The sequence below is a fragment of the Bradyrhizobium valentinum genome (assembly GCF_001440405.1).
GTDB lineage: Bacteria > Pseudomonadota > Alphaproteobacteria > Rhizobiales > Xanthobacteraceae > Bradyrhizobium > Bradyrhizobium valentinum.
In genome coordinates this window covers 32,266-43,174 of record NZ_LLXX01000131.1, presented here as the reverse complement: position 1 = coordinate 43,174, position 10,909 = coordinate 32,266, and the positions used below count along the sequence as shown (strand labels likewise).

Sequence of the window (10,909 nt, the reverse complement as noted above, 5' to 3'; positions counted from 1 at the left end):
GCCCCCCCCCATCCACGTCTTGCTATGCCGATGGGGGAGAAAGACGTGGATGCCCGGGACAAGCCCGGGCATGACGATCTGAATCGGGTTGAGCCATGCGCCTGCGAATTGACCATTCCACCAGCTATCGCTACGAGCCTCCCGCCTCGGGCGTGATCCAGATACTGCGCATGACGCCCGGCAGCCATGACGGGCAGTATGTCGCCGAATGGCAGATCGACGTGTCGACGGATTCCCGCCTCGACATGCATCAGGACGCGTTCGGCAACGTCACGCATGTTCTCACCCACGGCGTGATCGCCGACCTCACCATCCATGTCGAGGGCCTGATCGAAACGCACGACACCGGCGGCGTGCTGCGCGGCACCGACGAGCGATTCCCCGCGGGCCTGTTCCTGCGCCAGACCGCGCTCACCGAGGTCAATCCGGCGATGGCGACCTTCGCCCGCGAGCTGCGCTCGGAATCCGACGGCGACGTGCTCGGCTTCCTGCATGCGCTGATGGTGCAGATCAACGAGCATATGACGTTCGATGAGGACCCCACCAATTCAGGAACGTCGGCAGCGGAAGCTTTTGCGCTCAAGCGCGGCGTCTGCCAGGACTACGCCCACATCTTCATCGCCTGCGCCCGTTCCGGCGGCGTGCCGGCCCGCTTCGTCTCCGGACACTTCCTGCGCTCCGACGGCACCATCCATCAGCAGGCCGGCCACGCGTGGACGGAAGCCTATGTACCTGACCTCGGCTGGGTCGGCTTCGATACCGCCAACGGCATCTGCACCACCGACGCCCATGTCCGCGTCGCCATCGGGCTCGATTACCTCGGCGCCGCACCGGTGCGTGGCACCCGCTACGGCGGCGGCACCGAGACGCTGACGGTCGCCGTCAAGGTCGAACAGGCCGGGCGGCCGGGCCAGTGGCAGAGCCAGTCGCAGTCGTAGTAAGCACCACAAACTCCCCTCATCCTGAGGAGCCGCGAAGCGGCGTCTCGAAGGATGGGCCGCAGGCGCGATCGGGGCCTCATGGTTCGAGACGCGCTACGCGCTCCTCACCATGAGGGGAAATACTATTTATCCAACCACACATCCTCGAACCGCAGGTTGTTGTACTGGCTGTTGGCGTGCGGCTGGAAATTCTTCACATAGGGCTGCCAGCAATTGCCGGCTGTGCTGTGCAGGATGATCGGCCGCGCCGCGTCTTCGACCAATAGTCGCTCGATGTCCCACACCATCTTTTTGCGCTTTTCCTTGTCGAGCTCGCCCGACTGCGCCGCCAGCAGCCGGTCGACCTCGGCGTTGCAGTACTGGGTGTAGTTGCGCTCCGACTTGCAGGAGTAGTTCTCGACGATATTGCCGTCGGGGTCGTCGACGCTGACCCCGGTGACGTTCAGCCCGATCGTGTAATCCTTCTTCGCCAGCCGCGCGTACCAGCGCGGCGTATCGAGAATGTCGAGTTCGCCGACAATGTAGATCTTCTTCAATTGGTCGGTCAGGATCACGGCGGGATCGCGATAGGTCGGCAAGTTCCTCGTCTGGATCTTGATCGGCAGCGGCTTGGCGTCGCTGTAGCCGAGCTTCTGCATGATCGCCTGCGCCTCGGCGATGTTCTTTTCGGTGTCGGGACCGTAGCCGGTCAGATCAGTCACCATTTCCGGCGGCATGCCCCACTCGCCCTCGGGTTTGGCCAGCATCGCCCCGCCCATGCGCGCCAGCCCCTCCATCAGAATGCTGTTGAAGGGCTTGCGGTCGAGCGCCAGCGACATCGCCTTTCGGATGTCCGAATTGTCGAACGGCGGATTGACGCGGTTGACCATCAAATTGATCTGCGTCCCCGTCGTGGTCATCTCGCAGATCGCGTGCGGCGCCCGCGCCTTCATGTCGCGCATTAAGGGAACGCTGACGTCGGAGGGAAAGGTGATGTCATATTCGCCGGTCGCAAAGGCCAGCATGCGCGTGGCGCGGCTGTCGATCATCCGGAACGTGATCTCGTCGAGATAGGGACGGTCTTTCTTCCAGTAGTCGGGGTTGCGCACCAGGCGAACGGACTCACCGCGCCTGAATTCGACGAATTTGAACGGCCCGGTGCCAATGGGCTTGGTCCGCATCACCTGTTGCGGCACATGGCAGGGATAAACGGGCGAAAACGCGCTGGCGAGCAATACCGGCAGGCTCGGCTGCGGTTCGCTCAGTTCGAAGGTTGCTTCATGATCGCCGTTGATGGAGACATCCTGCAGCTTGGTGTACCAGACCTTGCGCGGATTGCGGTGAAAGTCCTTGGTCTCGGTCTTGCCGATCAGCATCCGCCAGGTGCACTGCACGTCCTTGGCCGTGAACGGCTGGCCATCGTGCCATTTCACGCCCTGCCGCAGCTTGAAGGTCAGTTTCGTGTTGGTGGAATCCCAGGACCAGCTTTCCGCCAGATCCGGAATAACCGTGTCGATGCTCTCGTGGACCTTGGCCGGATCGAACACGACGAGGTTGTTGAAAACAGCCGCAAACGGCGTCACCGAGGCGATGGTCGCTTCCTCATGCAGCGAGGTCGAGGGTGGATTGTCGTTGTGATAGAGCCGCAGCGTGCCGCCCTTCTTCTGCGCCGCGGCGGGAACCGCCGTGAGCAATGCGATGCAAAGCATCGCCACAGATACGGTAAGTTCGCGTGACGACCGACTGGCGCACATGATGGCCTCCCACTGTTTCTTGTTCTTATGGGACAGCCAGCGTGCCGGAGGCGGCGGATTTAATCAATATCCGGCCGGCGCATCCCGCGCCACGGGGGATTTGGGGTTGGATGCCCCCGCGAAATTGGCTACTAGTTTGGCCGCCTAAAAACGGATGCGTTCGGGGACTTGGCATGACTTATTGTTGCGGAATTCTGGTGCGGGACGGTCTGGTCATGATTGCGGATACCCGCACCAATGCCGGCCTCGACAACGTCTCGACCTTCCGCAAGCTCCATATTTTCTCCAAACCCGGCGAGCGGATCATGGCGATTGCCAGTGCCGGCAATCTGGCAATCAGCCAGTCGGTGCTCTCGACGCTGACCGAGGGCGTCGAGGATCCCAACACCGGTGAGGTCGAAACGCTGATGAACGCGCCGACCATGTTCCAGGCGGCGCAGCGCATCGGCCGCGCCATCCGCCTGGTCCATGCCACCGAAGGCCCGGCGCTAAGGTCCGAAGACGTCAGCTTCGACGTCTCCTTCCTGTTTGGCGGACAGATCAAGGGCTCGCGGATGCGGCTGTTCATGGTCTACACCGCCGGCAATTTCATCGAATGCACCACCGACACGCCGTACTTGCAGATCGGCGAGCACAAATACGGCAAGCCGGTGCTCGACCGCGCGATGCATTACGACGTCGAACTATACGAGGCGCTGAAGACCGGCCTGATCTCGATGGATTCGACCATGCGCTCCAACCTCGGCGTCGGCCTGCCGATCGACGTTCTGGTAGTGCGCACGGATGCCTGCGAGGCCGACCTCAACCACCGCATCGAGGCGGGCGAGCCCTATTTCCACGATCTGCGTTCCCGCTGGTCGGCGGCGCTGCGCGCGGCGCATCAGAATATCCCGAGACCACCCTACAAATCCGAAACAGAAACAAAAAACTGAAGGCGAGGAAACAATGGCCGACGCAACAAACAAGATCGCGCTCGTTACCGGTGCAGGCACCGGCGTCGGACGCGCGGCATCGCTGGCGCTGATGAATGCGGGATTCACCGTAGTACTCGCCGGACGCCGCATGGAGATGCTGGAGGAAACCAAAAAGCTCGGCGACAATGTCGGCAAGAGCCTGTGCGTCTCCGCCGACATGACCAACCCCGGTTCGATCGCAGCGCTGTTCGCCAAGGTGATGGAAACCTACGGCCGGCTCGACGTTCTCTTCAACAACGCCGGCATGGGCGCGCCGCCGGTGAACTTCGAGGATCTCAGCCTCGAACAGTGGCAGGCGGTGGTGAACACCAACCTCACCGGCCCCTTCCTGTGCACCCAGCACGCCTTCCGCATCATGAAGGACCAGAACCCGCGCGGCGGCCGCATCATCAACAACGGCTCGATCTCGGCGCACGCCCCGCGCCCGTTCTCGGCGGCCTATACCTCCACCAAGCACGCGATCACCGGCCTGACCAAGGCTTCCAATCTCGACGGCCGCATGTACGACATCGCGGTCGGCCAGGTCGACATCGGCAATGCCGCAACCCCAATGACGGACCGCATGGTCGCCGGCCCCGGCGTGATGCAGCCCGATGGCACCATGAAGCACGAGCCGCGCATGGACGCGAAGGCGGTCGGCGACGCGGTCGCCTACATGGCCGGCCTGCCGTTAGATGCCAACGTGCTGTTCATGACCGTGATGGCAACCAAGATGCCGTTTGTGGGACGGGGGTAAGCAAACCCCGCAGGCGCGTCGTCCCCGCGAACGCGGGGACCCATACTCCGCGGCGCTGATTGGGTTACGAGCCGTCTACCGTTCGTGTGCACATGAGAGATCACGCGGTATGGGTCCCTGCGTTCGCAGGGACGACATGCTGAGGCATCGTAGCCGCCCTGACGTGTCCCCTACTTCAGCCGCTCCACCTTCCGCAGCGCCGGGAACAGTAGATCGCGCGCTATGCCTGCCGGCGGACCGTCTGCGGGGCCTCATCGCTCGCCGCCGGTGCGCTTGCTTTAGCAAGATCGTCTGTGACAGCGGCGAGGTTCGGAGCCCGGATCAGAAACGGGTGCAACGGTTCGCGGGGGCTCGAACTGATGTCGTAATTCAGGAACGACAGCATAAGCTGGAATCCGATCAGAAAAGTCAGCGCTGCGATCATAATGGTTCCGGTCGGCACCAGTTGATCCCCCGCCGCCCACCAGTGGTACGATCCAAATACGAGACCGAAGCCAAACAGTGCAGTGCCCGCGACAAGCTGAATCGACGCCAGCGAGAATTCGCGAAAGAAGTAGCGGTACAGAATCCGGCGGAAGGTATTGCGTAGATGTCCGCTGAAGAACGGCGCGAGCTGATGCGAAATGCGCAGATTCGATACTTCCTCACCATAAGACGCACGCATCGGAAACTCGACGACTTTGGCGCGGATCAGCCCAAGATGAAACAGCAGGTCGGTTTCGAAGAAGAACCGTTTTGTGATCCGCTCATCGTCGAGCAGTTCTGCGACGCGGGCATGAATGGCAAAGAAGCCGTTGGTCGGATCCATAATGGTCCAGTAGCCGCTTGACAGTTTTGCCATGAACGACAGGGCGAGATTGCCGATCAGCCGGGCCTTCGGCATTGACGCCGCATTGGTGAGGAAGAAGAAGCGATCGCCTTTGACGTAGTCAGCCTGTCCGCTGGCGATGGGGTGGATCAGTGCCGGCACCTGCGACGGGTCCATCTGTCCATCGGCATCGATTTTAATGATGATATCAGCGCCATGTGTGATTGCGTAACGCATGCCCGTCAGGAAGGCGCCGCCGACGCCCCGGTTTGTATCGTGCATCAATGGGACGACGCGCGGATCAGAGCAACGGTTCGCAACCACGAGCGCCGTACCCTCGGGGCAGCCGTCATCGACGACGATAATCATCTCTATTTCAGGACCGATCGCCTTGATGACCGGCAAGATCGTGGCTGCCGCGCGGTACGCAGGGATGACGACGCAATTCATCGGTTGAAACCGCCCCGCACCGGTTATCGGGCATCGAACGCCTGGTGCTGATCATCCCCTATTTTTGCCGGTTTCTCCTAAAGAAGATCTTAAGTTGCAGCATATAATTTGCGTGCCGCATGAATTTTCGGCCGGTTTCCGGCCATTTGAGACCTTCAAGGGCGGATCGCGATGCCAGACGAGAGCCTGTCCAATCCAGATCGTTCGCGCAGGGCACCGTTTCTGGGCACTCTCGTCCCGCAGACCGACAACCTGGAAAACGCAGAATTTCTACGAGCTCTGCTGCTGCTCGGCGGCGCGTTCTTTACGCTAACGCTGCTGGCTTATGCTTGCACTACCAACTGGACCTGGCCGTTTCCGCGCGACAAGGTCACGCTGGTGCTGGGGCGCGATTTCCTGAACCTTTGGATGTACGGGCGCGCCGTCCTGGATGCCGATCCCGCCCGATTCTACGATCTTGTGACCTACAATGCCGAGCTCGCCAAGCTGCTCGGCCCCGGCTATCCCGGACAGAACTGGCCGAACCCGCCGACAGCCCTTGTCGTGATGGCGCCGTTCGGTTTGCTTGCCTATTTCCCGGCCCTGATCGCATGGTTTTCGGTCAGTCTTCTCGCGTTCTACCTCGCGGGGCGTCGGGAGGTTGCCGACGAGCGTACTCTCGTGGTGGTTCTGGTCTCGCCGGCCGCCTTGCTTTGCGTGCTCTCGGGCCAGAGCTCATTGCTCACGACCGCTGCCCTGCTCGCGATCTTCGCGTCGCTCGATAAGCGACCTGTCGTCGCCGGCGTGCTGATCGGGCTGCTCACGGTGAAGCCGCAGCTTGGCGTGTTGTTTCCGTTCGCGCTGATCGCGTCTGGGCGCTGGCGGGTTTTCTTGTGGGCTGCGATGACAGCGGTTGTATTGTTCGCGATCAGCGTCGCCATCGGCGGTCCAGAGAGCTGGCATGACTACATCACCAAGGCGATGCCGTTGCAGCGCGAAGTGCTGCGCGATCCTGCTGGCACGGCGGTGCCGTTTCAGTCCAGTATTTTCATGAACGTGCGCGGGCTTGTCGGCAATCGCGCTGGTGAAATGATCCAGCTTGCTTTCGCCATTGCGGCCGTCGCGGCGGTAGCCGCCGCGTTCCGTTATCGTAGTGGCGGCGATGCCAGGCAGTTGCAGGCATTGTTTCTGGCCTGCACAGCGAGCGCTTCGCCCTATCTGGGCTCCTACGATTTGCTGCCGCTGACATTCGCAAGCGTCGCGCTGCTCGCAGAGGGAAAGCTTGATGCCACGGGTCGCCGCCTTGCCCAACTCATTTTCTGGGTCCCCGCGCTGCAATTGCTGCTTGGCCACCTGCAAATTCCAGGACCCGGATTTGTCGCATCTGCCTTCGCGGCCTATCTGCTGCTAAAATTATTCGCACCAGCGGTGCCGAGCAACGCGACCGCCGCTGCCGTCGGCTGATAACGCATTGCGTCGTTGGCGCACCTACCCCCATAATAGCATTGGCTTTGGGGGATTCATGCTGCAACTACAATCAGCGTTCGGCGTACTGGCGTTGCTGGCCGTCGCATGGTCGCTCAGCGAAAACCGCCGCGCGGTTTCGTTGCGGCAAATGGCGGTTGGCCTTGCCGTCACCGTCGTCACGGCCCTGGTGCTGCTCAAGCTGCCGCCGGTGGCAAAGGCATTCGGCGCCATCAACGATGCTGTCAACACGATCGCGGCGGCCACCCGCGCCGGCACCTCCTTCGTGTTCGGCTATCTCGGCGGCGGCGCGCTCCCCTTCGACTTGAAAGCGCCGGGCGCGGATTTCATCCTGGCGTTTCAGGCGCTGCCGATCGTGCTGGTCATGAGCGTTCTGACGACGCTCTTGTTCTACTGGCGCGTGCTGCCGCCGATCGTGCGCGGCATGGCGTGGCTCCTGGAGCGCACGCTCGGCGTCGGCGGTGCGGTGGGACTGTCGACCGCGGCCAATATCTTTCTCGGCATGGTCGAGGCGCCCCTCTTCATCCGGCCCTATCTGGCGCAGCTCACGCGCAGCGAATTGTTCCTGGTGATGACCGGCGGCATGGCCGGCATCGCCGGCACTGTGCTGGTGCTCTACGCCACGTTCCTCGCACCGCTGATCCCGGATGCGGCGGCGCATTTTGTCATTGCCTCGGTGCTCGGCGCGCCGGCGGCCATCTTGGTCAGCTTGATCATGGTGCCGGAGACTTCGGACAAGCGCACCGGCGGATCATTGGAAGATCCCGACATGCATGCGTCCTCCACGATGGACGCGATCGTCAAGGGGACCACGGCGGGACTTGAACTTCTCCTGAACATCGTTGCGATGCTGCTGGTGCTGGTGGCGCTGGTCTATCTTGTCAACGCCATGCTCGGGCTGCTGCCCGAGATCGGCGGCGGCAAAATTTCGCTGCAGCGACTGCTGGGCTACCTGATGGCGCCGGTGTGCTGGCTGATGGGCCTGCCCTGGCCGCAAGCGATCACGGGGGGAAGCCTGATGGGCACCAAGACTGTACTCAACGAACTGATCGCCTATGTCGAACTGTCAAAACTCGGCGCTGATACGCTCGATCCGCGCTCGCGGCTGATCATGCTCTATGCGATGTGCGGCTTTGCCAACTTCGCCAGCCTCGGCATCATGATCGGCGGCCTCGGCACCATGGCGCCGGAGCGGCGCGAGGAGATCAATGCGCTGGGGCTGAAGTCGATCGTATCGGGCACGCTGACGACGTGTTTGATGGGCGCGGTGGTAGGGGTGATGACGTAGCGCTCTCTCCGTCGTTCCGGGGCGACGCGTCAGCGTCGAACCCGGAACCTCGAGATTCCGGGTTCGACGCTGCGCGTCGCCCCGGAATGACGGCGAGAATTACGACGCCAATTCCACCGTCTTGAACTCCGCCGGCAAAATCACTTCCAGCAATTCCACATCGTCGGAATAGTCCATGATCAGATGCTTGATGCGCGGCGGCTGGGTCCAGGCGCTGCCCTCTTTCATCAGTGTCTCGCCCTGGCCTTCCATGTAGGTCTTCACCCAGCCCTTGAGCACGTAGACCATCTGGAATTCGACGTCGTGGTAATGCAGTTTTGAAACTTCCGCCGGATTGCAGGGACCCTGCAGGCGGATCACATGCGCCTGCGCCAAACCGTGCGTCGCGTCCGCGATGCCGAGGTCGCGGTACTTTGCGTAAGTGCGCAGGCCGTCGGCTTTAAAATCTTCTTCGCGGTGATGGCTGATGGCAATGCGCTGCTTCGGCCGCGCCTTCTTGGCCAGTTTGGGCTTGGTCGCCGCAACGCCCCTCGCCTTCGACTTGATCGTCTTGCGGGCTGAGGATTTGGCTGTCGTCTTGTGGCCCGACCATTTCTTCTTCACAGCAGGCTGCGCCGCAGCGCGCGACGCCACTTTCTTCTTGGCCATGGATACCTCCCCTTTTGTTTGTGGCGGGAGGCTAACACAAAATTTTTTCGTAGGGTGGGCAAAGGCGCTTGCGCCGTGCCCACCATCTGTCAGACCTCATCCTAAGGAGGCGCGTAAGCGCCGTCTCGAAGGATGAATGGCACCAGCGGGGCCTCATGGTTCTCCTGGCGATGTGAAGCATCGTCCGGAGACGGCGCCTCGCGCCTCCTCACCATGAGGGGCTGCACTTTCAATGCAGCCGAAACACGCCGTCCACCGCGCGCAGCTCAGTCGGCTTGATTAGCCTGGAATGCGCGACCGTTACGGAAAACAGCGGGCCATCAAGCTTTTCCTGCCAGAAGGCGAGGAAGTCCTTCAGCGCCGGGAATTTCGGACAGAGATCGTAGTTCTGCCAGACATAGGTCTGCAGCAATGAGGGATGATCCGGCATCCGATACAGGATTTGCGCCGTCGTCAGCCCGTAACCCAGCACCTGCTTCCGGAAGTCGTCGGAAGCAACTCCAACCCGCGAGACCATGCCAATACCTCCATTTCAGGAGCGCATTGTCGTGGTGGCCACACACCGAGCCACCCCGGCGGAGATGCGCTCACATGAGAGAAATGTGACGCACGATACCAACCCATCACAAGCCTAAATGTTTAATGATGTGTTGAAAATTCGCGCGTTAGCAGCAGCTTACCGCACGTGCTAATACTGGGTCCGGAGGCCTCGCCCGCCGGATTAATCATGATTAACGAAATTGGCAGGCGTCATATTTGAGTGCCAATTTTTCTGCTAGAAGCCCTTGTCCCCCGAACAAGTCTGGCCTATGTCCTGCGCAGCCGAGCTGGCACTCGCTGGCCCGGACTGCCAAAATTCCAGAATCTGACAACATTTTCAGAAACTTAGGAGGACTGCATGAAATTCCGTCCGCTTCACGACCGCGTCGTGGTCAAGCGCATCGACGCCGAAGAGAAGACCGCTGGCGGCATCATCATTCCGGACAGTGCCAAGGAAAAGCCCTCGCAGGGCGAAATCGTCGCCGTTGGCCCCGGTGGCCGTGACGAAGCTGGCAAGCTGATCCCTATCGACCTCAAGGTCGGCGACCGCGTGCTGTTCGGCAAATGGTCGGGCACCGAGGTCAAGATCGACGGTGAAGAACTCCTGATCATGAAGGAGAGCGACATCATGGGCGTGCTCGACGTGCCCGCCAGCAAGAAGAAGGCCGCCTAAGCGCTTCGCCTGCAACGCTCACCCTGAGGAGCGCCCGCAAGGCGCCTCCCCGACAGGGTGAGAATCAGCATCAACTCAGGGAAATCAAATATGTCAGCCAAAGAAGTCAAATTCGGTGTCGATGCCCGCGACCGCATGCTGCGCGGCGTCGACATCCTCAACAACGCCGTCAAGGTGACGCTCGGCCCGAAGGGCCGCAACGTCGTGCTCGACAAGTCGTTCGGCGCTCCCCGCATCACCAAGGACGGCGTCACCGTCGCCAAGGAGATCGAGCTCGACGACAAGTTCGAGAACATGGGCGCCCAGATGGTGCGCGAAGTCGCCTCCAAGTCCGCTGACGCGGCCGGCGACGGCACCACCACCGCGACCGTGCTCGCGGCTGCAATCGTCCGTGAAGGCGCCAAGTCGGTTGCCGCCGGCATGAATCCGATGGATCTGAAGCGCGGTATCGACCTGGCGGTGGAAGCCGTGGTCGCCGACCTCGTCAAGAACTCCAAGAAGGTCACCTCGAACGATGAGATCGCCCAGGTTGGCACCATCTCCGCCAACGGTGACAAGGAAATCGGCGACTTCCTCGCGAAAGCGATGGCCAAGGTCGGCAACGAAGGCGTCATCACGGTTGAGGAAGCCAAGTCGCTCGACACCGAGCTCGAC

The 10,909-nt window shown here is 61.5% G+C and carries 11 protein-coding genes; 7 read left to right on the top strand and 4 right to left on the bottom strand.

All coding sequences use genetic code 11. From position 1 onward, the window contains the following. Window positions 1-95 precede the first annotated feature (95 nt). Window positions 96-938, top strand: a complete 843-nt coding sequence (locus CP49_RS22880; RefSeq protein ID WP_057852446.1) for a transglutaminase family protein — start codon at window positions 96-98, stop codon at window positions 936-938. A 125-nt stretch (window positions 939-1,063) separates the two neighbouring features. On the opposite strand, the gene CP49_RS22875 is transcribed toward CP49_RS22880, so the two are convergent. Continuing rightward, window positions 1,064-2,674, bottom strand: coding sequence for an ABC transporter substrate-binding protein (locus CP49_RS22875; RefSeq protein WP_057852445.1), 1,611 nt, complete (start codon window positions 2,672-2,674; stop codon window positions 1,064-1,066). A gap of 173 nt (window positions 2,675-2,847) precedes the next feature. On the opposite strand from CP49_RS22875, the gene CP49_RS22870 reads away from it, so the two are divergent. Both CP49_RS22870 and CP49_RS22865 read left to right on the top strand, forming a co-directional pair. After that, window positions 2,848-3,606, top strand: a complete 759-nt coding sequence (locus CP49_RS22870) for a proteasome-type protease (protein ID WP_057852444.1) — start codon at window positions 2,848-2,850, stop codon at window positions 3,604-3,606. Window positions 3,607-3,619: 13 nt separating this feature from the next. Further along, window positions 3,620-4,384 (top strand): SDR family oxidoreductase, encoded by a 765-nt coding sequence (locus CP49_RS22865; RefSeq protein ID WP_057852443.1) that lies wholly within the window; start codon window positions 3,620-3,622, stop codon window positions 4,382-4,384. Between the two features lie 220 nt (window positions 4,385-4,604). Here the strand turns inward: CP49_RS22865 and CP49_RS22860 are convergent, their stop codons facing one another. Next, window positions 4,605-5,642 carry a glycosyltransferase family 2 protein gene (locus tag CP49_RS22860; protein WP_063791745.1) on the bottom strand — a complete coding sequence of 346 codons (1,038 nt, stop codon included), beginning with the start codon at window positions 5,640-5,642 and terminating at the stop codon, window positions 4,605-4,607. Between the two features lie 171 nt (window positions 5,643-5,813). Between CP49_RS22860 and CP49_RS22855 the strand changes: the two genes are divergently transcribed. Both CP49_RS22855 and CP49_RS22850 read left to right on the top strand, forming a co-directional pair. Further along, window positions 5,814-7,085, top strand: coding sequence for a glycosyltransferase family 87 protein (locus tag CP49_RS22855; RefSeq protein ID WP_057852442.1), 1,272 nt, complete (start codon window positions 5,814-5,816; stop codon window positions 7,083-7,085). A gap of 58 nt (window positions 7,086-7,143) precedes the next feature. Beyond that, window positions 7,144-8,394 (top strand): NupC/NupG family nucleoside CNT transporter, encoded by a 1,251-nt coding sequence (locus tag CP49_RS22850; RefSeq protein ID WP_057852441.1) that lies wholly within the window; start codon window positions 7,144-7,146, stop codon window positions 8,392-8,394. Window positions 8,395-8,493: 99 nt separating this feature from the next. Here the strand turns inward: CP49_RS22850 and CP49_RS22845 are convergent, their stop codons facing one another. Together CP49_RS22845 and CP49_RS22840 are read right to left on the bottom strand one after the other, a co-directional pair. Beyond that, window positions 8,494-9,042, bottom strand: coding sequence for a cupin domain-containing protein (locus tag CP49_RS22845; RefSeq protein WP_057852440.1), 549 nt, complete (start codon window positions 9,040-9,042; stop codon window positions 8,494-8,496). 229 nt (window positions 9,043-9,271) lie between these two features. Beyond that, window positions 9,272-9,559: an usg protein gene (locus tag CP49_RS22840; RefSeq protein WP_057852439.1), complete on the bottom strand. Its 288-nt coding sequence runs from the start codon at window positions 9,557-9,559 to the stop codon at window positions 9,272-9,274. Window positions 9,560-9,940: 381 nt separating this feature from the next. Between CP49_RS22840 and CP49_RS22835 the strand changes: the two genes are divergently transcribed. Together CP49_RS22835 and CP49_RS47670 are read left to right on the top strand one after the other, a co-directional pair. After that, the gene (locus CP49_RS22835; RefSeq protein WP_057852438.1) at window positions 9,941-10,255 is read left to right on the top strand and encodes a co-chaperone GroES; all 315 of its coding nucleotides are present in this window, start codon (window positions 9,941-9,943) and stop codon (window positions 10,253-10,255) included. 90 nt (window positions 10,256-10,345) lie between these two features. Beyond that, a partial coding sequence (locus CP49_RS47670; protein WP_276326849.1) for a TCP-1/cpn60 chaperonin family protein occupies window positions 10,346-10,909 on the top strand: 564 nt, incomplete at its 3' end.

Coding starts and splice junctions, on each gene's coding strand:
- CP49_RS22855 (WP_057852442.1), top strand. CDS start 5,814: ATGCCAGACGAGAGCCTGTCCAATCCAGATCGTTCGCGCAGGGCACCG.
- CP49_RS22865 (WP_057852443.1), top strand. CDS start 3,620: ATGGCCGACGCAACAAACAAGATCGCGCTCGTTACCGGTGCAGGCACC.
- CP49_RS22845 (WP_057852440.1), bottom strand. CDS start 9,042: ATGGCCAAGAAGAAAGTGGCGTCGCGCGCTGCGGCGCAGCCTGCTGTG.
- CP49_RS22860 (WP_063791745.1), bottom strand. CDS start 5,642: ATGAATTGCGTCGTCATCCCTGCGTACCGCGCGGCAGCCACGATCTTG.
- CP49_RS22875 (WP_057852445.1), bottom strand. CDS start 2,674: ATGTGCGCCAGTCGGTCGTCACGCGAACTTACCGTATCTGTGGCGATG.
- CP49_RS22840 (WP_057852439.1), bottom strand. CDS start 9,559: ATGGTCTCGCGGGTTGGAGTTGCTTCCGACGACTTCCGGAAGCAGGTG.
- CP49_RS22870 (WP_057852444.1), top strand. CDS start 2,848: ATGACTTATTGTTGCGGAATTCTGGTGCGGGACGGTCTGGTCATGATT.
- CP49_RS22835 (WP_057852438.1), top strand. CDS start 9,941: ATGAAATTCCGTCCGCTTCACGACCGCGTCGTGGTCAAGCGCATCGAC.
- CP49_RS22850 (WP_057852441.1), top strand. CDS start 7,144: ATGCTGCAACTACAATCAGCGTTCGGCGTACTGGCGTTGCTGGCCGTC.
- CP49_RS22880 (WP_057852446.1), top strand. CDS start 96: ATGCGCCTGCGAATTGACCATTCCACCAGCTATCGCTACGAGCCTCCC.